The sequence below is a fragment of the Pseudomonas sp. HS6 genome (assembly GCF_023375815.1).
Classification (GTDB): domain Bacteria; phylum Pseudomonadota; class Gammaproteobacteria; order Pseudomonadales; family Pseudomonadaceae; genus Aquipseudomonas.
This window is the reverse complement of sequence record NZ_CP067412.1, coordinates 3022681-3047079: the sequence shown is the minus strand read 5'-3', so window position 1 is coordinate 3047079 and position 24399 is coordinate 3022681. Positions and strand designations below refer to the sequence as shown.

At 60.3% G+C, this 24399-nt stretch carries 20 protein-coding genes; 10 read left to right on the top strand and 10 right to left on the bottom strand.

Going from position 1 to position 24399, the window contains the following annotated elements; translation table 11 throughout:
* Nucleotides 1–158 precede the first annotated feature (158 nt).
* The 6 genes from JJN09_RS13790 to JJN09_RS13765 all read left to right on the top strand — a co-directional run bounded on the left by JJN09_RS13790 (nt 159) and on the right by JJN09_RS13765 (nt 9707).
* Entirely contained in the window at nt 159–1502 is a 1344-nt protein-coding gene (locus JJN09_RS13790; protein ID WP_249490603.1) for an imelysin family protein, read from the top strand.
* Between the two features lie 227 nt (nt 1503–1729).
* A complete protein-coding gene (locus JJN09_RS13785) occupies nt 1730–3157 on the top strand; it encodes a di-heme oxidoredictase family protein (RefSeq protein WP_249490602.1) in 1428 nt (475 codons plus the stop codon).
* 26 nt (nt 3158–3183) lie between these two features.
* On the top strand, nt 3184–4248 hold the full coding sequence (locus JJN09_RS13780) for an imelysin family protein (protein WP_192558867.1): 1065 nt from the start codon (nt 3184–3186) through the stop codon (nt 4246–4248).
* A gap of 14 nt (nt 4249–4262) precedes the next feature.
* Complete coding sequence (locus tag JJN09_RS13775) at nt 4263–5363, top strand: DUF1513 domain-containing protein (protein WP_249490601.1); 1101 nt, start codon at nt 4263–4265, stop codon at nt 5361–5363.
* 146 nt (nt 5364–5509) lie between these two features.
* A complete protein-coding gene (locus JJN09_RS13770; protein WP_249490600.1) occupies nt 5510–6658 on the top strand; it encodes an efflux RND transporter periplasmic adaptor subunit in 1149 nt (382 codons plus the stop codon).
* A gap of 13 nt (nt 6659–6671) precedes the next feature.
* Entirely contained in the window at nt 6672–9707 is a 3036-nt protein-coding gene (locus JJN09_RS13765) for a multidrug efflux RND transporter permease subunit (RefSeq protein ID WP_249490599.1), read from the top strand.
* A gap of 79 nt (nt 9708–9786) precedes the next feature.
* Here the strand turns inward: JJN09_RS13765 and JJN09_RS13760 are convergent, their stop codons facing one another.
* The 5 genes from JJN09_RS13760 to colR all read right to left on the bottom strand — a co-directional run bounded on the left by JJN09_RS13760 (nt 9787) and on the right by colR (nt 13511).
* Entirely contained in the window at nt 9787–10014 is a 228-nt protein-coding gene (locus JJN09_RS13760) for a hypothetical protein (RefSeq protein WP_249490598.1), read from the bottom strand.
* A 2-nt stretch (nt 10015–10016) separates the two neighbouring features.
* Nucleotides 10017–10730: a lipopolysaccharide kinase InaA family protein gene (locus tag JJN09_RS13755; protein ID WP_249490597.1), complete on the bottom strand. Its 714-nt coding sequence runs from the start codon at nt 10728–10730 to the stop codon at nt 10017–10019.
* A gap of 4 nt (nt 10731–10734) precedes the next feature.
* Nucleotides 10735–11403, bottom strand: a complete 669-nt coding sequence (locus JJN09_RS13750) for a class I SAM-dependent methyltransferase (protein WP_085730665.1) — start codon at nt 11401–11403, stop codon at nt 10735–10737.
* Between the two features lie 160 nt (nt 11404–11563).
* Nucleotides 11564–12838, bottom strand: coding sequence for a HAMP domain-containing sensor histidine kinase (locus tag JJN09_RS13745; protein ID WP_249490596.1), 1275 nt, complete (start codon nt 12836–12838; stop codon nt 11564–11566).
* Nucleotides 12828–13511: a two-component system response regulator ColR gene (gene colR, locus JJN09_RS13740; RefSeq protein ID WP_085709546.1), complete on the bottom strand. Its 684-nt coding sequence runs from the start codon at nt 13509–13511 to the stop codon at nt 12828–12830. The genes JJN09_RS13745 and colR overlap by 11 nt, the downstream gene beginning before the upstream one ends.
* A 203-nt stretch (nt 13512–13714) precedes the next feature.
* On the opposite strand from colR, the gene JJN09_RS13735 reads away from it, so the two are divergent.
* Nucleotides 13715–15664, top strand: coding sequence for an LTA synthase family protein (locus JJN09_RS13735; RefSeq protein ID WP_249490595.1), 1950 nt, complete (start codon nt 13715–13717; stop codon nt 15662–15664).
* A 52-nt stretch (nt 15665–15716) separates the two neighbouring features.
* Nucleotides 15717–16460 carry a phosphatase PAP2 family protein gene (locus JJN09_RS13730; RefSeq protein ID WP_249490594.1) on the top strand — a complete coding sequence of 248 codons (744 nt, stop codon included), beginning with the start codon at nt 15717–15719 and terminating at the stop codon, nt 16458–16460.
* Between the two features lie 90 nt (nt 16461–16550).
* Here JJN09_RS13730 and groL read toward each other — a convergent pair whose 3' ends face one another.
* From groL to JJN09_RS13710, 4 genes are all read right to left on the bottom strand, one after another.
* Nucleotides 16551–18197, bottom strand: coding sequence for a chaperonin GroEL (groL, locus tag JJN09_RS13725; RefSeq protein ID WP_096818431.1), 1647 nt, complete (start codon nt 18195–18197; stop codon nt 16551–16553).
* Nucleotides 18198–18246: 49 nt separating this feature from the next.
* Nucleotides 18247–18540 carry a co-chaperone GroES gene (locus JJN09_RS13720; protein WP_003227685.1) on the bottom strand — a complete coding sequence of 98 codons (294 nt, stop codon included), beginning with the start codon at nt 18538–18540 and terminating at the stop codon, nt 18247–18249.
* 258 nt (nt 18541–18798) lie between these two features.
* Entirely contained in the window at nt 18799–19275 is a 477-nt protein-coding gene (locus JJN09_RS13715) for an FxsA family protein (protein WP_007953217.1), read from the bottom strand.
* A 65-nt stretch (nt 19276–19340) separates the two neighbouring features.
* Nucleotides 19341–20072, bottom strand: coding sequence for a HugZ family protein (locus tag JJN09_RS13710; protein WP_249490593.1), 732 nt, complete (start codon nt 20070–20072; stop codon nt 19341–19343).
* Between the two features lie 162 nt (nt 20073–20234).
* Between JJN09_RS13710 and JJN09_RS13705 the strand changes: the two genes are divergently transcribed.
* Entirely contained in the window at nt 20235–20993 is a 759-nt protein-coding gene (locus tag JJN09_RS13705) for an SDR family oxidoreductase (protein ID WP_011335726.1), read from the top strand.
* Nucleotides 20994–21061: 68 nt separating this feature from the next.
* On the opposite strand, the gene apbC is transcribed toward JJN09_RS13705, so the two are convergent.
* Nucleotides 21062–22156 (bottom strand): iron-sulfur cluster carrier protein ApbC, encoded by a 1095-nt coding sequence (apbC, locus tag JJN09_RS13700; protein WP_249490592.1) that lies wholly within the window; start codon nt 22154–22156, stop codon nt 21062–21064.
* Nucleotides 22157–22311: 155 nt separating this feature from the next.
* On the opposite strand from apbC, the gene metG reads away from it, so the two are divergent.
* Nucleotides 22312–24363 carry a methionine--tRNA ligase gene (gene metG, locus JJN09_RS13695; protein WP_249490591.1) on the top strand — a complete coding sequence of 684 codons (2052 nt, stop codon included), beginning with the start codon at nt 22312–22314 and terminating at the stop codon, nt 24361–24363.
* Nucleotides 24364–24399: the final 36 nt, after the last annotated feature.

Below are 24399 nucleotides of genomic sequence, written 5' to 3'. Positions count from 1 at the left end.
CGGGCGTGCCTGCGCCGTTGATCCAGCGCAAACCCCGCGCGAATAGGAAATATTTCCAGCCACAACCCTTTACACATAATGCGAAAGATTTGCATTATGTCGCAGCTTTTGCGCACCCCCGCGCCTGTCCACTCAATTACCGAAGCAGGATGTTCGCCATGATTCGTATGCCTCTGGCTACCGCCAGTCTGCTGGCCATCGCTATTTCCCTCGCCGGTTGCGGCGAAGGCAAAGACAAGGCCGCCGCTCCGGCAGCGCCGACGCCAGCCGCCAGCACCGCCGCGCCGTCGGCTCCTGCCGCTGCCGGTAAAGTCGACGAAGCCGCTGCCAAGGCTGTGGTCGCGCACTACACCGACATGGTCTTCGCCGTTTACAGCGATGCCGAATCCACCGCGAAAACCCTGCAGACCACTATCGACGCTTTCCTTGCCAAGCCGAACGCCGACACGCTGAAGGCCGCACGTGCAGCCTGGGTTGCCGCGCGCGTGCCTTACCTGCAGAGCGAAGTATTCCGCTTCGGCAACACCATCATCGACGACTGGGAAGGTCAGGTTAACTCCTGGCCTCTGGACGAAGGCCTGATCGACTACGTCGACAAATCCTACGAACACGCACTGGGCAACCCGGGCGCCACCGCCAACATCATCGCCAACACTGAAGTGCAAGTCGGCGAAGACAAGGTCGACGTCAAGGACATCACTCCGGAAAAACTGGCCAGCCTGAACGAGCTGGGCGGTTCCGAAGCCAACGTTGCCACCGGCTACCACGCCATCGAATTCCTGCTCTGGGGCCAGGATCTGAACGGCACCGGCCCTGGCGCCGGCAACCGTCCGGCATCGGACTACCTGGAAGGTGCCGGCGCCACTGGCGGTCACAACGATCGTCGTCGTGCCTACCTGAAAGCCGTGACCCAACTGTTGGTCAGCGACCTGGAAGAAATGGTCGGCAACTGGAAGCCGAACGTGGCCGACAACTACCGCGCCACCCTGGAAGCCGAACCGGCTGAAAGCGGCCTGCGCAAAATGCTGTTCGGCATGGGTAGCCTGTCCCTGGGCGAGCTGGCTGGCGAGCGCATGAAGGTGTCCCTGGAAGCGAACTCCCCGGAAGACGAACAGGACTGCTTCAGCGACAACACCCACAACTCGCACTTCTACGATGCCAAAGGCATTCGTAACGTTTACCTGGGCGAGTACACCCGCGTCGACGGCACCAAAATGACCGGCGCCAGCCTGTCGTCGCTGGTGGCCAAGGCTGACCCGGCTGCCGACACTGCGCTGAAAGCCGATCTGGCCGCTACCGAAGCCAAGATCCAGGTCATGGTCGATCACGCCAACAAGGGTGAGCACTACGACCAGTTGATCGCCGCCGGCAACACCGCTGGCAACCAGATCGTCCGTGACGCCATCGCATCGCTGGTCAAGCAGACCGGTTCGATCGAAACGGCGGCCGGCAAGCTGGGGATCAGCGATCTGAACCCGGACAACGCCGATCACGAGTTCTGATCAAAGCTGTCTGACTGAAAAAGGCGACCTCAGGGTCGCCTTTTTCATTTCCGCCATATACATAAACTTGTGGGAGCGAGCTTGCTCGCTCCCACAAGGTTTACACCCAGTCTTAAGATTTGTGAAACCGTTGCCCTGTATCAAGCAAACGATAATTCCTCTTATTCAAACCCCCTCGCCCTGTTAGACTTTGCGCCTTTGATTTTGCCCTTCTTGCAGGAAGTCTGATGCCCTCGCTGCCTCTTCGCTTGTCCGCACTGTTTCTGGCCCTTGGCCTGAGTGCCTGCGATGACGCCCCGCGTTTCACCAAGGCCGAGCCCGGCGAAGCCCGCTCCGGCGGTGCCGCGACCGTACGCAAGACGGATCAGAACGCGTTTTCCCTGCCCTCGGCGAACCTGCCACCTTCACGTCGGGTGGACTTCAGCGTCGGCAACAGTTTCTTTCGCAGCCCCTGGGTGATCGCCCCGTCGACCACCACCGCTCGCGATGGCCTCGGCCCGTTGTTCAACACCAACGCTTGCCAGGGCTGTCACATCAAGGACGGGCGCGGCCATCCGCCGACGCCGGATGCGATCAACGCCGTATCGATGCTGGTGCGTCTGTCGATTCCCGATGCGCCGCAGTACGCCAGATTGATCGAGCAAGTCGGCGTCGTGCCGGAGCCGGTTTACGGTGGGCAGTTCCAGGACATGGCCGTGCCCGGTGTCGCACCGGAAGGCAAGGTGCGAGTCGATTACACGCCCGTGCCGGTGCGCTTCAAGGACGGCACCGAAATCGAGCTGCGCAAACCGGTCCTGCAGATCACTCAGCTCGGTTACGGCCCGATGCACCCGGATACACGCTTCTCCGCACGCGTTGCGCCACCGATGATCGGTCTGGGCCTGCTCGAAGCCATCCCCGAAGAAGCAATCCTCGCCAACGCTGCCGCGCAAGCCAAAGAAAACAACGGCATCAACGGTCGACCAAACCGGGTCTGGGATGACGCACAGCAAAAGACAGTGATGGGCCGATTTGGCTGGAAAGCCGGCCAACCGAACCTCAATCAACAAAATGTTCACGCGTTTTCTGGTGATATGGGCCTCACCACGAGCCTGAGACCGTTTGATGACTGCACCGACGCGCAAATCGCCTGCAAACAGGCACCGAACGGCAATGGCCCGGACGGCGAACCTGAAGTCAGTGACAACATCCTGCGCCTGGTGCTGTTCTACAGCCGCAACCTCGCTGTTCCCGCACGCCGTGGCGTCAACGACGCACAGGTGCTGGCCGGCAAGAATCTGTTTTTCCAGGCTGGCTGCCAGTCCTGTCACACGCCGAAATACACCACCGCTGCCGACGCGGCCGAACCTGAACTGGCCAATCAAGTGATTCGCCCGTACAGCGATCTGCTGCTGCATGACATGGGCGAAGGCCTGGCCGACAACCGCACCGAATTCCAGGCCAGCGGTCGCGACTGGCGCACCCCGCCGTTGTGGGGCATCGGTCTGACGCAGGCGGTCAGCGGTCACACTCAGTTTCTGCACGACGGCCGCGCCCGCAACCTGCTCGAAGCCGTGCTCTGGCATGGCGGCGAAGCCCAAGCGGCGCAGCAACAGGTTTTGTCTTTCAATGCCGAGCAGCGTGCCGCGCTGCTGGCGTTTTTGAATTCACTTTAAACACTTAAAAGAATCGGGAGCCCGACATGTTCCGTCCCAAGCTGTTGTTCACCAGCCTTGCCGCACTGGCCCTCGGCGCGTGCTCACCGCAAGATCCGCAAGCGGTCACCTCCGCCGCCATCGCCAAATCGGTGATCCTGCCGACCTACACCCGCTGGGTCGAAGCCGACAAGCAACTGGCTGTCAGCGCCCTCGCCTACTGCCAGGGCAAGGAAAACCTGGAAACTGCCCGCGCCGACTTCCTGCATGCGCAAAAAGCCTGGGCCGAGCTGCAACCACTGCTGATCGGCCCGCTGGCCGAGGGAAATCGTTCGTGGCAGGTGCAGTTCTGGCCGGACAAGAAAAACCTGGTCGGCCGTCAGGTCGAGCAACTGGTCACCGCCCAGCCGCAGATCGATGCCGCAGCATTGGCCAAATCCAGCGTCGTGGTCCAGGGCCTGTCGGCCTACGAATACATCCTGTTCGACGCCAAGCCTGACGTGGCCAACGACGCGCAGAAAGCCAAGTATTGCCCGTTGCTGGTGGCCATCGGCGAGCGCCAGAAACTCCTGGCCGAAGAAATTCTCAGCAGCTGGAACAACACCGACGGCATGCTTGCGCAGATGAGCAAGTTCCCGAACCAGCGCTACGCCGACTCCCACGAAGCGATCGCCGATCTGCTGCGTGTGCAGGTCACCGCCCTCGACACCCTGAAGAAGAAGCTCGGCACGCCAATGGGCCGCCAGAGCAAAGGCGTGCCGCAACCGTTCCAGGCCGATGCGTGGCGCAGCCAGTCGTCCCTGACGGCCATGGAAGCCAGCCTGGCCGCCGCCAAGACCGTTTGGGAAGGCGTCGACAACAAAGGCCTGCGCGGCTTGCTGCCAGCCGAGCAGAAACCGTTGGCGGACAAGATCGACGCGGCGTACGCAGCCTCGCTCAAACTGTTCGGCAGCACTCAGCGCTCGCTGACCGAAATGCTCGAAGACGACGCCGGTCGCCAGCAACTCAACGACATCTACGACAGCCTCAACGTCGTCCACCGCCTGCACGAAGGCGAACTGGCCAAGGCGCTGGGCATCCAACTGGGCTTCAACGCCAACGACGGTGACTGATGAGGGCAAGTGCCATGCTGCGACGCCAGGCTCTGACTTTAGGTAGTTTGCTGCTGGGAGCAGTGACACTGGGCGGCTGGACGCTGTTCAAGCGCAAGGATCAGAGCCCGCTGCTGCTGTCGGCGCGGGATGACACCGACGGCAAGCACTACGCCGTCGGTTATCGGCTGGACGGCACGCGAGTGTTCGCCACCGAGGTCGGCCAGCGCTGCCACGACATCATCAATCACCCGACGCTGCCGATCGCGCTGTTCGTCGCCCGGCGTCCGGGCACCGAGAGCTACCTGATCGATTTGCGCGACGGTGCATTGCTGCAGACCGTGACCTCGCAGCCGAACCGGCACTTCTACGGCCACGCGGTGATCCATCACAGCGGCGACTACCTGTACGCCACCGAGAACGACACCACCGATCCAGGCCGCGGCCTGCTCGGGGTGTACAAGTTCGAGGGTGAACGACTGGTGCACAGCGGCGAGATTTCCACCCACGGTCTCGGCCCGCATCAGGTGTCGTGGATGCCCGACGGTGAAACCCTGGTAGTGGCCAACGGCGGGATCCGTACCGAGGCTGAAAGCCGGGTCGACATGAACCTCAACGCCATGGAACCGAGCCTGGTGCTGATGCAACGCGACGGCACCCTGCTGAGCAAGGAAACCCTCGCCCAGTCGATGAACAGCGTGCGTCACCTAGGGATTGCCAGCGACGGCACCATCGTCGCCGGCCAGCAATTCATGGGGCCTTCCCAAGAGCGTTCCGAGTTGCTGGCGATCAAGCGTCCGGGCCAGCCATTCGTGGCGTTCCCGGTGCCGGAGCATCAGTTGCAGTCGATGGGTCATTACACCGCCAGCGTCGCCGTGCACAGTGACCTGCGACTGGTGGCGCTGACCGCACCGCGCGGCAACCGGTTCTTCATCTGGGATCTGGACAGCGGCGAAGTGCGCCTCGACGCCCCTTTGCCTGACTGTGCCGGTGTCGGTGCGGTGAAGGACGGCTTCGTCGTGACCTCGGGGCAAGGACGTTGCCGCTACTACGATTGCCGTCAGGACGAACTGCTGGCCAAACCGCTGGATTTGCCCGCAGGGCTCTGGGACAACCATCTTCATCTGATGGCCTGAAATTCGCCGCCGACCGCTCGGTCGGCGGCACCGCTTTTGTACACCTTCCTCCTTCACACCCTGTAAAAACTGGCAGTTGGATTCCCTGCCGGAGTCGGGGTAATGTTCCCGCCTGTCTCGCCTGATTTTCTCCAAGGAACTGGAATATGCTGCGTCGCCGCATGCTGATCATGTTGGGTGTTGTGCTGCTGATCGTTCTGCTTCTCGCCGGTTACAAGGCCTTCTCGATCTACACGATGATCCAGGGCTTTTCCAAACCGAAACCGCCGATCAGCGTCGCCGTGGCCACAGCCGCCGAGCGCCCGTGGCAGATGCGCCTGCCTACCGTCGGCACACTCAAGGCATTGCAGGGCGTCGATCTGAGCCTGGAAAACGCCGGCACCGTGACCGAGCTGAAGTTCGAATCGGGACAGAAGGTCAAGGCAGGCCAACCCTTGCTGCAACTGGACAGTGCCGTCGAGGCAGCCTTCCTGGAAACCGCCAAGGCTGATCTCGGCCTCGCGCAGCTGGATTACGGTCGCGGCAGCCAACTCGTCGGCAGCAGCGCGATCTCCAAGGGCGAATTCGACCGGCTCTCGGCGCAACTGCAAAAAAACAAGGCGACGGTCAATCAGCTCAATGCGGCGCTGGCCAAAAAACGCATCGTCGCGCCCTTCAGCGGCACCATCGGCATCCGCCTCGTCGACATCGGCGATTACCTCGCCAGCGGCACCAAAATCGCTACCCTGCAGGATCTGAGCAGTCTCTACGCCGACTTCTATGTGCCCGAGCAATCCGTGCCGAAACTGGCGATCGGCCAACCGGTGCAGATTACGGTCGCCGCGTATCCCGGCCAGAACTTTACCGGTGCCATCAGCGCGATCAACCCGATTGTCGAAAGCACCACCCGCAACATTCTGGTCCGCGCGACACTCGCCAACCCCGACGGCAAGCTGCTGCCGGGCATGTTCACCAGCGTTGAAGTGCTGCTACCAGATCCGCAGAAGCACATCGTCGTGCCGGAAAGCGCGATCACCTACACCCTCTACGGCAACTCGATCTACGTGGTCGGGCAGAAGAAAGCTGAAGACGGCAGCGTCGAGAAAGACGAGAAGGGCCAACCGGTACTGATCGCCGAGCGCCGTTTCATCGAAACCGGTGAACGCCGCGAGGGGCTGGTGATGATCAACAAGGGCGTGCAGAGCGGTGAACAAGTGGTGACGGCCGGCCAGATCAAACTGGACAACGGCGCACACATTGCCATCAGCGACGACAAGACCCTCGGCGAGCAGAACCGTCCGCGCCGCGCCGACTGATCAAGGAATCCTCATGGCTTTTACCGATCCGTTCATCCGCCGCCCGGTGCTCGCCACCGTGGTCAGCCTGCTGATTGTGCTGCTGGGCTTCCAGGCCTGGAGCAAGCTGCCGCTGCGCCAGTACCCGCAAATGGAAAACGCCCTGATCACGGTGACCACCGCCTACCCCGGGGCCAACGCCGAAACCATCCAGGGCTACATCACCCAGCCGATGCAGCAGAGCCTGGCGAGCGCCGAGGGTATCGACTACATGACCTCGGTCAGTCGTCAGAACTTCTCGGTGATTTCGATCTACGCGCGTATCGGCTCCAACAGCGACCGCTTGTTCACCGAACTGCTGGCCAAGGCCAACGAGGTGAAGAACAAACTGCCGCAGGATGCCGAAGACCCGGTCCTGAGCAAGGAAGCCGCCGATGCCTCGGCACTGATGTACATCAGTTTCTTCAGCAAGGAACTGAGCAACCCGCAGATCACTGACTACCTGTCGCGGGTGATCCAGCCAAAACTGGCCACTCTGCCGGGCATGGCCGAAGCCGAGATTCTGGGAAATCAGGTGTTCGCCATGCGCCTGTGGATCGACCCGGTGAAACTCGCCGGTTTCGGCCTCAGCGCCAGCGACGTGAGCAACGCGGTGCGCCAGTACAACTTCCTCTCCGCCGCCGGTGAGGTGAAAGGCGAGTACGTAGTCACCAGCATCAACGCCAACACCGAACTGAAGTCGGCCGAGGCCTTCGGCAAGATTCCGCTCAAGGTCAGTGGCGACAGCCGTGTGCTGCTCAGTGATGTGGCGCGGGTGGAAATGGGTGCGGAAAACTACAACTCCATCAGTTCCTTCGGTGGCACACCCTCGGTCTACATCGGGATCAAGGCGACGCCCGGTGCCAACCCGCTCGACGTGATCAAGGAAGTGCGCAAGATCATGCCGGAGCTGGAGGCCCAGTTGCCGCCCAACCTCAAGAGCGAGATCGCCTACGACGCCACGCTGTTCATCCAGGCTTCCATCGACGAGGTGGTGAAGACCCTGTTCGAAGCGGTGCTGATCGTGATCGTGGTGGTTTTCCTGTTCCTCGGCGCGCTGCGTTCGGTGGTGATCCCGGTGGTGACCATTCCGTTGTCGATGATCGGCGTGATGTTCTTCATGCAGATGATGGGCTACTCGATCAACCTCCTGACTCTGCTGGCGATGGTGCTGGCCATCGGTCTGGTGGTGGACGATGCCATCGTGGTGGTGGAAAACATCCACCGACATATCGAGGAAGGCAAGACACCGCTGGATGCCGCACTTGAGGGCGCCCGGGAAATCGCGATGCCGGTGGTCTCGATGACCATCACCCTGGCAGCGGTGTATGCGCCGATCGGTTTCCTGACAGGGTTGACCGGGGCACTCTTCAAGGAGTTCGCACTTACGCTCGCGGGAGCCGTGGTGATTTCCGGGATTGTCGCCCTGACCCTGTCGCCGATGATGTGTGCCTTCTTGTTGCGACATGAGGAAAACCCCAGCGGACTCGCCCATCGTCTCGACCGGATCTTCGATCGCCTCAAGCGACGCTACCAGAGCATGCTCCACGGCACCCTCAATACCCGGCCGGTGGTGCTGGTGTTCGCAGTGATCGTGCTGTGCCTGATTCCGGTGCTGCTCAAGTTCACCAAGTCGGAACTGGCGCCGGACGAAGACCAGGGCATCATTTTCATGATGGCCAACGCGCCGCAACCGACCAACCTCGATTACCTGAACACCTACACCGACGAGTTCGTGAAGATCTTCAAGGAATTCCCGGAGTACTACTCTTCGTTCCAGATCAACGGCTACAACGGTGTGCAGACCGGTATCGGCGGTTTCCTGCTCAAACCGTGGAACGAGCGCAGCCGTACACAGATGCAGATTCTTCCCGAGGTGCAGGGCAAACTCGGAAACATCCCCGGCCTGCAGATTTTCGGCTTCAACCTGCCCTCCCTGCCCGGCACCGGCGAGGGCCTGCCGTTCGAATTCGTGATCAACACGGCCAACGACTACGAGCTGTTGCTGCAGGTGGCTGACCGGATCAAGAAGCGTGCGATGGAGTCGGGCAAGTTCGCTTTCGTCGACCTGGACCTGGCCTTCGACAAACCGGAAGTGGTGGTCGATATCGACCGCGCCAAAGCAGCGCAGATGGGTGTGTCGATGCAGGATCTGGGCGGCACTCTCGCCACTCTGCTTGGCGAGGCGGAGATCAATCGTTTCACCATCGAGGGTCGCAGTTACAAGGTTATCGCCCAGGTTGAACGGGCCTACCGCGACAATCCGGACTGGCTGAATAACTACTACGTGAAAAACACCCAGGGCGAGTTGCTGCCGCTGTCGACCCTGATCACCGTGACCGACCGGGCACGACCGCGACAGCTCAACCAGTTCCAGCAACTTAACGCGGCGAAGCTGTCCGGGTTCCCGTTGGTCAGCATGGGCGAGGCCATCGACAGCGTGTTGCAGATTGCCCGGGAAGAAGCACCTGCCGGTTTTGCTTTCGATTACGGTGGCGCTTCACGACAGTTCGTCCAGGAAGGCAGCGCACTGTGGGTCACCTTCGCGCTGGCGCTGGCGATCATTTTCCTGGTGCTGGCGGCGCAGTTCGAAAGCTTCCGCGACCCGCTGGTGATTCTGGTGACCGTACCGTTGTCGATTTGCGGGGCGTTGATTCCGTTGTTCCTTGGCTGGTCGAGCATGAACATCTACACCCAGGTCGGGCTGGTGACACTGATCGGCCTGATCAGCAAACACGGGATCCTGATCGTCGAGTTCGCCAACCAGTTGCGCAAGGAAAAGGGCCTGACGCCTCGTGAGGCGGTCGAGGAAGCGGCGGCGATTCGCTTGCGCCCCGTCCTGATGACCACAGCTGCCATGGTGTTCGGCATGGTGCCGCTGATCCTGGCCAGTGGCGCGGGAGCGGTAAGCCGTTTCGATATCGGGACGGTGATCGCCACGGGGATGTCGATCGGTACGCTGTTTACGTTGTTCGTTTTGCCCTGTGTCTACACCGTGCTGGCCAAACCCGATCCCGCACCCTCCACGTAACCGCCGTTTTCATACGCGCACAAAAAAGGCCTCGCATCTGCGAGGCCTTTGGCTCTTGTATAAAGTGGCATCAATCGATTCAACTCTGCGGCCTCATCCCTTGAGAAAGTCCGAACATGAACAGCAGCAAATCATGGTCGGGCTTGGTTGCCTCGGAGACTTTCGCCACCCGCGGCATCGGGCAATGGGCATCGTTGGTCGATGCACCAATCACCTGCATGCGTGGCTGTTCCCAGGCCGCCACCGCCAAAGATGCAACTGCCAAGGCTCCTACCAGAAACAAACCTCGCGCAATTTCTAGTTTCATCGCTATAAACCTTTGATAGCGCTGCCAAACGCCGTCTCATAAAAATAGACGAGTTTCTTCCAGTCCGTAGGGCTGAACGACGAGTGGCGGCGCAATTGTTTCATGTCATGGGAGGCTGCGCGATGAGCGGTCAGACGTTGACGGCACTTTTCAAGATCGATCAGGGCCACTTCGACTTTGGCTGACTCACCCTCGCCGGTGACGCGGACAAATACGTGCTTGATATAAATGCAACTGTGCTGCCAGCGGCCCTTGTGCATGCGAGCCAGGTTTTCGGCGAGATCCTTGAGTACGCGCTCATACACAGCCTCACCGAACTGCTCGCGGCCACCTGCCGCTTCCCACTGTTCAAGCTCCTGAAAGCCGTCCAGCGACTTGGTGACCAGCAACGCCCGCCACTTGTGCTGCGGATCAGGCTGGGCACCGCAAAAGACGATTTCCGGGACCCGGACGCCGAGCTTGCTTACACCGGTCAGCGCATCCAGCTCACGCAATACGGTCGGCCGCCCGAACGGGTGCAACCAACTGCGATAGATATGTCCTGTCTGGCGTTTGGCATACAGCAGTTGACCATCGCGCCCCACCACCCGCTGCACGCCACTTTCGCCACCACGACGCACGTTGGGTTCTTCCACCCACTCACCGCGCTGGTTCCAGTAGTAGTCAAAGCGATCCTGGGGAGCGACTCCCGTTTCTGCTGCAAATTGCACTGCCATCCTCTTACCTCTTGCGTAATACGTAAACTCGCCACATGGCATAGAGCGGGATAAAGTCCAGTTGTTCCTGAATCCTGAATCCCGCCTCTTCAAATTCCTTTTCAACCGTAGCGGCCGGTAACACAAATCGATTCTGGTAACCTTCCTGCCCGCGCTTTTTCTCGGCGCGCTTGCGTTTCCAGGCCTTGAAATTGCCGTCAACCCACAACGAAATGATCACACTGTCCCGGGTAACGCGTTCGAATTCGCGCAGAATCGTCCGTCGATGCTCGGCTTCACCGATGTGGTGGAGCAAACGCATACAGAAAATGCTGTCCACTGCATTGTCAGGCAACGCGATGTCGAACGCCGATGTGTGCAAGGGTTGTACCCGTTTCACTACATCCGCCGGTTGGGCCTGCATCGCCGTCTTGATCATCGACTCGGAGTTGTCTGCCCCGATGATCACCCGATTCGGCTTTTCCGCCAGCAACGGCCAGAAACGTCCTGCGCCGCACGGCAGATCCAGCACGAGTCCCGGCTCGCCGACCAGAGTCAACGCCTTGCGAGCCAACTGCTGATCTCGCCAGTTGGACAGACGACGCCCCAGACCATCCTGATGCTTGCGCAGATATTTCTGCGCATGGTTGTCGTCATACTTTTCGGAAAAATCGAGCTTGATCGGGCCGGACATCATCGGGACTCCTGAATACTGATACCTCCACCTTAGGCAGGCGCGTGTCAGTGTCAGGTCATCCCTTTGTGAAAAAAACGTCGCGTAAACCCACGAACTATTTCAAGGTTATACAGGATTTGTTCAGGTTGGCAGCTTTTTTGCGCCGCGTTGGAGGGATTCAGCGCTGGCCAAGATCTACTTCGAAACGGCAGCCATTGGGTTCCATCGTACTCAATGTGACGCTCCAGCCCTGGTTCTCGCAGATGCGCTGTACCAATGACAACCCGAGTCCCAGGCCCTCTCCACGCTTTTCACTGCCCCGCACGAAAGGCTGGAACATTGCCTCGCGCTTCTCCTCGGGAATGCCCACGCCCGAGTCCTCGACCACAAAGCCGTTGGCATTGAGCGTCAGCCGAATGAAGCCGTGCTCGGTGTAGTGCAAAGCATTACGCAGCAAGTTGCCCATGACGGCATTGAGCAGGGTGGCGTTGTAGAGGGTATCCGGCGGATTGCCCGGTTCGAAAATCAGGTTCAGGCCCTTGGACTCGATCGGTTCGCGCCACAGGCCCAGCAGATTATCTGCCACCTGGCCGAGACTGTGCCGGGGCGCGGCCCCCGCATCTTCACGCTGGGCACGGGCCAGCATCAGGAAGGTCTGCACCAGTTCGCGCATTTCTTCGCTGGCACGGGCAATACGCTCGACCTGGGCGCGGCCGCGCTGATCGATGCCCGGGTTTTCCAGCAGCAGTTCACAAGAACTGGCCAGCACCATCAGCGGTGTGCGCAATTCATGGCTGACATCACTGGTGAACAGCCGTTCGCGCGTCAGCGCCTGACGCAAACGCCCCAGCGTCGCATCGAATGCCACTGCCAGTTCGCCCACTTCATCAGCGGCGTAATCCGGGGCCAGCGGCGGCGCGAGGCCCAGTAACTGGTCGCGATGACGCACCTGACGCGCCAGCCGTACCACCGGCGCCATCACCTTGCGTGCCAGCACCCAGCCGAGGAAAACCGCCAGCGCCAGGCTAAGCACGAAGCCCACCAGCACCACGGCGAACAGCACGCGCTCGCGCTCTTCAAAATCGCTTTGATCCTGCAGCAGCACATAGCGTCGGCCGTCGACGATTTCGACCATCGCGTGATACGACAGCTGCTCGCGGAAGACTTCGTGAAACCCGGAATCCAGATGTCGCAGATCCTTGGGCAGTTCGAAGTCACCCGGGCCGCCGCTGAAATAGAACAACTGATCCGGCTCGGGTCGATGGCTCCAGTCCGAGACGTTGTCCATCAACAACAGGCGCTGCAAGTCGCCGCCCAATCCTGCGGAAATCAGTTTTTCTTCCACCAGGTGCACCGTCGCGACGATGCCCATGGCGAAGGCCCCTGCCACCAGTGCACTCATCAATGCAAACGCGATGATGATCCGCTGGGCAAGGCTCTGCTTAAACTCCATCGCGGCCCTCGGCCAAGCGATAACCCACGCCGTGCACGGTGTGCAGCAGTGGTTTGGCGAACGGTTTGTCGATCACCTGGCGCAATTGGTGAACATGACTGCGCAGGCTGTCGCTGTCCGGGCAGTCATCGCCCCACAGGGCCTCTTCGAGAATTTCCCGACGCAATACGTGCGGACTCTTCTGCATCAGCACCGCGAGCAGTTTCAGACCCACCGGGTTGAGCTTGAGCAGCTTGCCTTCCCGGGTCACTTCGAGCGTGTCGAGGTCGTAGCTCAGATCTCCGACCTGCAAGGAACGACGACCGCCGCCCTGGGTCCGGCGCATCACGGCTTCGATCCGCGCTGCCAGTTCCGACAGGGCGAAGGGTTTGACCAGGTAATCGTCAGCCCCGGATTTGAAGCCCTGCAGGCGATCGTCGAGCTGATCGCGGGCGGTGAGCATAATCACCGGCGTGTCGCGGCGCGCATCCTCGCGCAGGCGTTTGCACAGGGTGTAACCATCGATGCCCGGCAACATGATGTCGAGCACGATCAGGTCGTAGTGCTCGGTGGCCGCCAGATGCAGGCCCGACAGACCGTCCTGGGCGCAATCGACGGTATAGCCCTTCAGGCCCAGGTAATCGGCCAGGTTGGCCAGGATATCGCGGTTGTCTTCGACCAATAGAATTCGCATGGGCACCTCTTCCGTACACAGTAACGGCCGTCATGGCCCGCGCAGCTTACGGCCAACTTCGGCTCAGGGCTAGGGTTGGCGCCCCGACAGATCGATTTGCTCAACCAACATAAATCTTTAACAAAGTTTTCACTATCGATTCACAACCTCATTACAGTGGCTTCGCGAAACTCCCGCGCCATTGATAAAAGGAAAAGAAAACAATGGGCTTTTTCAAGACAGCGCCTATGCGCTATCTGCTGCTGGTCACCGGCGCCTGGCTGGTGGTGTTTCTCCTCACCCGTATCGTACTGCTGCTGACTCACCTGGATGAGGCCGGTGGTGGCGCGCTGTCCGTATTCGGCGTCGGCCTGGTCTACGACCTGGGCTTCCTGGCCTATGCCGCTTTGCCGATGGGCCTGTATCTGCTGCTGTGCCCGCCCGCCTTGTGGCGCCGTCGCGGTCACCGCTGGTTCCTGCAGGGACTGCTGACCGTCAGCCTGTACGCCATGCTGTTCACGGCGGTGGCCGAGTGGTTGTTCTGGGATGAGTTCGGGGTGCGCTTCAACTTCATCGCGGTCGACTATCTGGTGTACTCCGACGAAGTGCTGAACAACGTGCTGGAGTCCTACCCGATCGGCAAGTTGCTGAGCATTCTGGCGGTCCTGGCTCTGGTACTGAGTTTCGCTTTGCGCAAGCCGTTCAATGCGGCGCTCGACGCACCGCTGCCACCACTGCGCGGACGCCTGCTCAATGCGCTGGCCCTGCTGGTGGTTGCCGGACTGAGCCTGCAACTGATCAGTCAGGACGCACCGCGTGCCCAGGGCGGCAACGCCTATCAGAATGAACTGGCGAGCAATGGCCCGTATCAGTTCTTCGCCGCGTTCCGTAACAACGAACTGGACTACAGCCAGTTCTACAAGAGCCTGCCAGCGGACAAAGTCGCCGGTCAGATTCGTGCCGAATTGAACGAGCCCAATGCCCGTTTCGTCGGCCAGGATCCGCAGGACATCCGTCGCAATATCGATAACCCCGGCGTCACCCGCAAGCCGAACATCGTGCTGGTGACCATCGAAAGCCTCAGCGCCAAATACCTGGGCAGCAACGGTGACGGCCGCAACCTGACGCCGAACCTCGACGCCTTGCGCAAGCAGAGCCTGTACTTCAACAACTTCTACGCCACCGGCACCCGCACCGACCGAGGCCTGGAAGCCATCACCCTGGCCATTCCACCGACGCCGGGCCGTTCGATCGTCAAGCGTATCGGTCGCGAAAGCGGTTTCGCCAGCCTGGGCCAGCAGTTGAGCGCTGTCGGCTATGACAGCGTGTTCGTGTACGGCGGACGTGGCTACTTCGACAACATGAACGCGTTCTTCAGTGGCAACGGCTATCGCGTTGTCGATCAGAGCAGCGTCGATGAGTCGGAGATTCACTTCAAGAACGCCTGGGGCATGGCTGACGAGGATCTGTACAAACAGACCCTGAAGCTGGCGGACGCCGATTACGCCAAGCAGCAGCCTTTCCTTTTGCAGTTGATGACCACCTCCAACCATCGTCCGTACACCTATCCGGACAACCGGATCGACATCAAGTCCGGCAACGGTCGCGATGGTGCAGTGAAGTACACCGACTACGCCATCGGCCAGTTCCTGGCACAGGCGCGTGAAAAACCGTGGTTCGACAACACGATCTTCATCTTCGTCGCCGACCACACGGCTGGCAGCGCGGGCAAGGAAGACTTGCCGATCACCAACTACCAGATCCCTCTCTTCATCTATGCACCGAAGATGATCGAAGCGCGAGAAAACGCTCAACTGGCCAGCCAGATCGATCTCGCGCCGACCTTGCTGGGGTTGCTGAACCTGGATTACCAATCGACGTTCTTCGGTCGCAATCTGCTGCAGGACAACCCGCTGCCGCCTCGGGTTGTGGTGGGCAACTATCAGCATCTGGGGCTGTTCGACGGCAAGGATCTGGCGATCCTCAGCCCACGTCAGGGCCTGCGCCGGCATGACGACGCGCTGACCGAAAGCCGCGAGTCGCGGGTCAACAGCGACGATCCGCTGGTGAGCCGCGCCATCACGTATTACCAAACCGCCAGTTATGGCTTCAAGCAACAGCTGCTTGGCTGGAAAGCGCCCAAGGAGGGTGCCGCGCAAGTCAGCGATCGTTAATCGAAGCGCCCCGGGCTGATGCCCCGGGGCGTTTTCCCGTTCTGGATCCGTCATGTCATCAAGCGTTGTACGCCCTGCCCCTCGCCCGCTGAACTTTTGGCTGTGTCTGGGGATACCCGCTGTCGCGGCCGCCATTCTGGTCTTGCTGGAACTGACCGATCTGGACATGAACCTGGCCCGGATGTTTTACGATCCGGCCGCCGGCGACTTCATCGGGCGCCACAGTTACTTCCTGGAAAACATCCTTCACGACCGCGCCAAAGAGGTGGTGATCGCGTTTTCGGTGTTTTCCGTCATCGGTTTCATCGCCGCGTTTTTCATTGGAAAACTCAAGCCATTCAAGCGTGAGCTGGGATGCCTGGTGCTGTCGCTGGGCCTGGCGACGTCATTTGTGACACCGATGAAAGCCGTGACCGCCGTGCAGTGCCCGTGGAGCCTTGAGCAGTTCGGCGGCCATGAAACCTACAGTAAACTGCTGGATCACCGCCCGCCAACCGACAAGCCCGGCCGCTGCTGGCCCGGTGGCCATGCCGCAACGGGTTTCACCTTGTTTGCGCTGTTCTTCGTGCTGCGTGATCGTCGCCCGCGACTCGCGCGGCAGGCGTTCATCTTTGCCTTTGCGCTGGGTTCGGTGTTCTCGATCAGCCGGATGATGCAGGGCGCACACTTCTTTTCGCACAACGTGTGGACGGCGATTTTCTGCTGGCTGATCTGCCTGGGGTCGTATTACTGGGTGCTGTATCGCCCGACGGTCAAAGCTGAAGCGGTCATGAAGGCACAACCGGTAAACGCCTGATTACTCAAACGCCAGATAACAAAATCAGGGCAATAAAAAACCCCGCCTGCTCATCGCAGGCGGGGTTTTTCGTTTCGGGGTAAGGCTGGCTTACATCATGCCGCCCATGCCGCCCATGCCGCCCATGTCTGGCATACCGCCGCCAGCAGCACCGTCTTTCTTCGGTGCATCAGCAACAGCGGCTTCGGTGGTCAGGATCAGACCGCCGATCGACGATGCAGCTTGCAGAGCGGAACGGGTTACCTTGGTTGGGTCCAGGATGCCCATTTCGATCATGTCGCCGTATTCGCCAGTTGCGGCGTTGTAACCGAAGTTACCTTTGCCGTTCTTGACTTCGTTGACCACAACGCTTGGCTCGTCGCCGCTGTTGGCAGCGATCTGACGCAGCGGTGCTTCAACAGCGCGGCGCAGAACAGCGATACCGACGTCCTGGTCGGCGTTGTCGCCTTTCAGGTTGATGATCGCGTTCAGAGCGCGGATCAGCGCAACGCCACCGCCAGGTACCACGCCTTCTTCAACGGCTGCGCGGGTAGCGTGCAGGGCGTCTTCAACGCGGGCTTTCTTCTCTTTCATTTCAACTTCGGAACCAGCGCCAACCTTGATCACTGCAACGCCGCCGGACAGCTTGGCCAGACGCTCTTGCAGTTTTTCACGGTCGTAGTCCGAGGAAGTCTCGGCAACCTGGGCACGGATCTGAGCGATACGTGCCTGGATGTCGCCTTCAACGCCAGCACCGTCAACGATGATGGTGTTTTCCTTGGACAGGGTTACGCGCTTGGCGCTACCCAGGTGTTCCAGAGTGGTGCTTTCCAGGCTCAGGCCGATCTCTTCGGAGATAACGGTACCGCCGGTCAGAACGGCGATGTCCTGCAGCATGGCCTTGCGACGGTCGCCGAAGCCCGGAGCCTTGACGGCTGCGACTTTGACGATGCCACGCATGTTGTTCACAACCAGAGTCGCCAGGGCTTCGCCTTCAACGTCTTCGGCAACGATCAGCAGTGGGCGACCGGCTTTGGCAACGGCTTCCAGTACTGGCAGCATTTCGCGGATGTTCGAGATCTTCTTGTCGACCAGCAGGATCAGCGCGCCTTCCAGCTCGGCAACCATGGTCTCTGGCTTGTTGACGAAGTACGGGGACAGGTAGCCACGGTCGAACTGCATGCCTTCTACAACCGACAGTTCGTTTTCCAGGCCCGAGCCTTCTTCAACGGTGATCACGCCTTCTTTACCGACTTTTTCCATGGCTTCGGCAATGATGTCGCCGATGGAGTTGTCGGAGTTGGCGGAGATGGTGCCAACCTGAGCGATCGCTTTAGTGTCGGTGCATGGTGCGGACAGCTTTTTCAGCTCGGCAACGACAGCGATGGTCGCCTTGTCGATACCGCGCTTCAGGTCCATCGGGTTCATGCCGGCAGCGACGGCTTTCAGGCCTTCGTTGACGATCGATTGAGCCAGAACGGTAGCGGTGGTAGTACCGTCACCAGCGTCATCGTTGGCACGGGAGGCAACGTCTTTGACCAGCTGCGCGCCCATGTTTTCGAAACGGTCTTCGAGTTCGATTTCTTTGGCGACGGAAACGCCGTCCTTGGTGATGGTCGGAGCGCCGAAGCTCTTCTCGAGGATCACGTTACGGCCTTTCGGGCCCAGGGTCGCTTTTACCGCGTCAGCCAGGACGTTTACGCCAACCAGCATTTTCTTGCGGGCGGAATCGCCGAATTTAACTTCTTTAGCAGCCATGATCGATATTCCTTAAATACTTTGTAGTAGCGGGAAAATGAGCGGGAAATCAGCCTTCCAGTACAGCGAGAATCTCGTTCTCAGCCATTACCAGCAGGTCTTCGCCGTCGACTTTCACAGTGTTGCTGCCGGAGTAAGGACCGAACACAACCTTGTCGCCGACTTTAACGGCCAGCGCACGCACTTCACCGTTTTCCAGAGTCTTGCCTGGGCCTGCAGCGACGATCACACCGTGGTTGGCTTTTTCAGCAGCCGAACCTGGCAGGACGATACCGCCAGCGGTTTTCTTTTCTTCTTCGCTGCGACGGATAACGACGCGGTCATGCAGAGGACGAAGCTTCATTGTCGATCTCTCCTAATTGTGGTTTTCATCGGCCGGTGTAGTCCCGGCGGGTTTAACGAATCCGGCCTGCGCCGGTTGCGGCTCGTCGAGCGAACCGCGGAAGTCTGTCCGACTCAAATGTCGGAAACCTTTCGGTGACCGATACATAAGGGCGCATAAGCTTATTACAAGGGCGGGGCTAAAAAATTTTCACTGCGGCTTCATGAATTGGCCCCGCAAACGAACACGGCACCCGAAGGTGCCGTGTCGATGCAGAAGTTACTTGGTGTCGCGGTGTTCGAACTCGCCTTCGATCACATCGCCTTCGCGACCCAGAGGCTGGCGCGGTGCGGGACCGCCGCGAGGTTGCAGGTCGTCGGCGAACGCACGCTGACGCATGGCCTGCTCTTCGGCGCGTTGGCGCATTTTGTTGGCGACCAGGCGACGGCTGAATGGCAGCAACAACACCAGACCGACCACGTCGCTGATGAAACCCGGCAGGATCAGCAGGCCACCGGCCAGGGCCAGCATCAGGCCTTCGAGCATGGTTTGCGCAGGCAGTTCGCCGCGGTTCAGGCTTTCACGGGCACGCAGGGCGGTTGCCAGTCCGGCGACGCGCAGCACGAACACGCCGAACATCGAGCCGAGAATGATCAGCAGCAGGGCCGGGAAAAATCCGATCGATCCTGCCACTTTGACGAATACGAACAGCTCCAACACCGGGAACAGCAGAAAGAGCAACAAAAAAGGGCGCATCAAAGTTTCCTCAACGCAAGAAATGCCTTGCAGTAAGCCTTAGATGACGTCGACCTTTCGTGAATTCAAGCGTCGGCCACCGCATTTTTTGGCCAGACCTCGGCGTGAGCCAGAGAAACCAAGGCTTCGCGCACTTGTATCGGCGTATGACAAGGCGCTTGAAACGGCAGCCAGTACAGCGCCTGACCGATGCGCAGGTGCATGCCTTCGGTGTCGATCCCGGCCATTTGTGCGGGAGCGGTTTTCGGCAGCCCGGCCAAGTCAACGTAATGCGCGATGGCCTTGGCGTGGTCACTGTTCATGTGCTCGACCATGCTGATCTCGGCCTTGCCGGCGAACGGGTTGGCCAGGGTCAGGTGATCGACCCAGTGGATCGCGCCGAATCCGCCGATGTAACGATGGCGTACCGGGTTTAGCACCCAGAAGTCGAAATCGTGGGCCTTGTGATAGTTCTGGGAGTCGGGGAAATAACGGTAGTAACGCTCGGCGGCGGCTTCGATGGCTGCGGCGTCTTCAAGTTTTTCCGCTTCGGCCAGATAGGTCAGACGACCAACGGCTTGTACATCGTCAGCCTCACGCTCACCCACCAGCAGCGAACACTTCGAATCTTTCTGCAGGTTGTGGGTGTGCTGGGCGATGCGGCTGATCAGGATCAGCGGCCGGCCCTGCTCCTCCAGGCAGTACGGAACCACGGAGCCAAACGGAAAACCGGGCATCGATTTGGAGTGGGTCGACAATACGCCACGGTATTCCTTGAGAAGCAATTCTCGGGCATTCTTAGCCGCTTCAACGCTCAATTTATGACTCCTTAAATAGAATCCGTCGAAAAAACGGACGGGCGACAGGGATAAGTTCCGGTCGCCACAGGGGCAATTCTCATGTGCAGCCGGGCCATGTCAGGCGCAGATCGAGAGGCTCTCTAAAGGACACCACTCTGACCTGCTCTCGGGGACATGCGAATGCAACTCAACGACAAAGTAATCATTATCACTGGCGGTTGCCAAGGCTTGGGCCGCTCGATGGCCGAGTATTTCGCAGGCAAGGGCGCGAAGTTGGCACTGGTCGACCTGAACCAGGAAAAACTCGATGACGCCGTCGCGGCCTGCAAGGCCAAGGGTGTCGAGGCCCGCAGCTATCTGTGCAACGTCGCCAATGAAGAGCAGGTGACACACATGGTCGCTCAGGTCGCCGAGGACTTCGGCGCGATCCACGGCTTGATCAACAATGCCGGGATCCTGCGCGACGGCCTGCTGCTCAAGGTCAAGGACGGCGAGATGACCAAGATGAGCCTGGCCCAGTGGCAGGCGGTGATCGACGTCAACCTGACCGGCGTGTTCCTTTGCACTCGAGAAGTGGCGGCGAAAATGGTCGAGCTGAAAAACAGCGGCGCGATCATCAACATCTCGTCGATCTCCCGCGCGGGCAACGTCGGCCAGACCAACTACTCCGCCGCCAAGGCCGGTGTGGCGGCAGCGACCGTGACCTGGGCCAAGGAACTGGCACGCTACGGCATCCGCGTGGCGGGCATCGCACCGGGCTTCATCGAAACCGAGATGACCCTGGGCATGAAACCCGAAGCACTGGAGAAAATGACCTCGGGCATTCCGCTCAAGCGCATGGGCAAGCCGGAAGAGATCGCCCACTCGGCGGCGTACATCTTCGAGAACGACTACTACACCGGCCGGATTCTGGAGATGGACGGCGGGCTGCGCATCTGACCTCGGTCGCAGAATGAAAAACGCCCCGGTGCACAAGCACCGGGGCGTTTTTGTTTAAACCACAGGCATCAATCGTCACTGATGGTGATGTTCGGCATCGCCGGCGACGCGGCTTCCTGCAACACGATTCGTGCGCCGACGTGGCGGGCCAGTTCCTGATAAACCATGGCGATCTGGCTGTCCGGCTCGGAAATCACCGTCGGCTTGCCGCCATCGGCCTGTTCGCGAATCAGCATAGACAGCGGCAACGAGGCCAGCAGTTCGACGCCGAACTGGGTCGCCAGCTTCTCGCCACCGCCCTCACCGAACAGATGCTCGGCATGCCCGCAGTTCGAGCAAATGTGCACGGCCATGTTTTCCACCACGCCCAGCACCGGAATGTTGACCTTGCGGAACATCTCCACGCCTTTACGCGCATCGAGCAGCGCCAGATCCTGCGGTGTGGTGACGATCACGGCACCGGCCACCGGGACTTTCTGCGCCAGGGTCAACTGGATGTCGCCGGTGCCTGGCGGCATGTCGATGACCAGATAATCCAAGTCGCCCCAGGCGGTTTGCGTGACCAGTTGCAGCAATGCACCGGAGACCATCGGCCCACGCCAGACCATCGGCGTGTTGTCGTCGGTCAGGAAGGCCATCGACATGACTTCGACGCCATGGGCCTGCAGCGGCACGAACCACTTCTGATCCTTGATCTGCGGGCGGGTGCCCTCGGGAATGCCGAACATGATGCCCTGGCTCGGGCCGTAGATATCGGCGTCGAGGATCCCGACTTTCGCGCCTTCACGGGCCAGTGCCAGCGCCAGGTTGGCGGCAGTGGTGGATTTGCCTACACCGCCTTTACCGGACGCCACGGCGACCACGTTCTTGACGTTGGCCAGCCCCGGAATCTGCGCCTGGGCCTTGTGCGCAGAGATCACGGTGTTGACTTCGACCTTGGCCGACACCACGCCGTCGAGGTTTTCGATGGCCAGTTGCAGCAATTGCGCCCAGCCGCTCTTGAACAGACCGGCGGCATAACCGATTTCCAGCTGCACGCTGACGCGGTCGCCGGCGATTTCGATGTTGTGCACGCAACCGGCGCTGACCGGATCCTGGTTCAGGTAAGGGTCGGTGTATTGGCTGAGGACGGCTTCCACCGCTGCGCGAGTGACGGCGCTCATGGGCAACTCCGATAACAAGACTGGGAAAAGATGGCGGGTATCCTACCCCTTCTGTCGTCCGGACGGCATGTCCGGCAACCATTTGCAGGGGTGAAATATCTTTCCCGGCGCTTTATAGTGGCCGACCTCCGTTTCATCAAGTAGCGAAGCCCCACATGTCCGAACCACGCAAGATTCTCGTCACCAGCGCCCTGCCCTACGCCAACGGTTCGATCCACCTTGGCCATATGCTGGAATATATCCAGACCGATATGTGGGTGCGCTTCCAGAAGCATCGCGGCAATCAGTGCATTTACGTCTGCGCCGACGACGCCCACGGTTCGGCGATCATGCTGCGCGCGGAAAAGGAAGGCATCACCCCGGAACAACTGATCGCCAACGTCCAGGCTGAACACAGCGCCGACTTTGCCGAGTTCCTGGTGGACTTCGACAACTTCCACTCCACTCACGCCGAAGAAAACCGTGAGCTGTCGAGCCAGATCTATCTGAAGCTGCGTGACGCCGGGCACATCGCCCAACGCTCGATCACTCAGTATTTCGACCCGGAAAAGAAAATGTTCCTGGCCGACCGCTTCATCAAGGGCACCTGCCCGAAATGCGGCACCGAAGACCAGTACGGCGACAACTGCGAAAAATGCGGTGCGACCTACGCGCCGACCGACCTGAAGGATCCGAAGTCTGCGATCTCCGGCGCCACCCCGGTGCTCAAGGATTCCCAGCACTTCTTCTTCAAGTTGCCGGACTTCCAGCAAATGCTGCAGGCCTGGACCCGCAGCGGCACCCTGCAGGACGCCGTGGCCAACAAGATCGCCGAATGGCTGGATGCCGGCTTGCAGCAGTGGGACATCTCCCGCGATGCGCCGTACTTCGGTTTCGAGATCCCGGGCGAACCAGGCAAGTATTTCTATGTGTGGCTGGACGCGCCGATCGGCTACATGGCCAGCTTCAAGAACCTGTGCAACCGCACGCCGGAGCTGGACTTCGACGCGTTCTGGGGCAAGGACTCCACCGCCGAGCTGTACCACTTCATCGGCAAGGACATCGTCAACTTCCACGCCCTGTTCTGGCCGGCGATGCTTGAAGGCGCAGGTTTCCGCAAGCCGACCGGCATCAACGTGCACGGCTACCTGACCGTCAACGGTCAGAAGATGTCCAAGTCCCGCGGCACCTTCATCAAGGCCCGTACCTACCTGGATCACCTGTCGCCGGAATACCTGCGCTACTACTACGCGGCCAAACTGGGCCGTGGCGTGGACGACCTCGACCTGAACCTCGAAGACTTCGTGCAGAAGGTCAACTCCGATCTGGTCGGCAAAGTGGTCAACATCGCCAGCCGTTGCGCCGGTTTCATCCAGAAGGGCAACGCCGGTCTGCTGGTGAACAGCAACGCCGCACCGGAACTGACCGATGCATTCCTGGCCGCTGCGCCGAGCATCGCCGATGCCTATGAAGCCCGCGATTTCGCCCGTGCCATGCGCGAAACCATGGCCCTGGCCGACCGCGCCAACGCCTGGATCGCCGACAAGGCGCCATGGTCGCTGAACAAGCAGGAAGGCAAGCAGGATGAAGTCCAGGCGGTCTGCGCCACCGCGATCAACCTGTTCCGTCAGTTGGTGATCTTCCTCAAGCCGGTGCTGCCACTGCTGGCTGCCGATGCCGAGGCGTTCCTCAACGTCGCTCCGCTGACCTGGAACGACCACACCACGCTGCTGGCCAATCACCAGTTGAACGAATTCAAACCGTTGATGACCCGCATCGACCCGGTAAAAGTACAAGCCATGAGCGACGCCTCGAAAGAAGACCTGACCGCCAGCCAGACCGACACTGGCGCCGCCGCGCCTGCCGGCAACGGCGAACTGGCCAAGGATCCGCTGTCGCCGGAAATCGACTTCGACACCTTCGCCGCCGTCGACCTGCGTGTGGCGCTGATCGTCAAGGCCGAACACGTTGAAGGGGCGGACAAGCTGCTTCGTCTGACCCTCGACATCGGTGACGAGCAACGCAACGTGTTCTCCGGGATCAAGAGTGCTTACCCGGATCCGTCGAAACTCGACGGTCGCCTGACCATGATGATCGCCAACCTCAAGCCACGGAAAATGAAGTTCGGCATTTCCGAAGGCATGGTGATGGCGGCCGGCCCTGGCGGTGAAGAGATCTACCTGCTGAGCCCGGACAGCGGCGCCAAGCCGGGTCAGCGCATCAAGTAAGGTTCTGCACTGATCGATCCCACAGACGTACCCCGT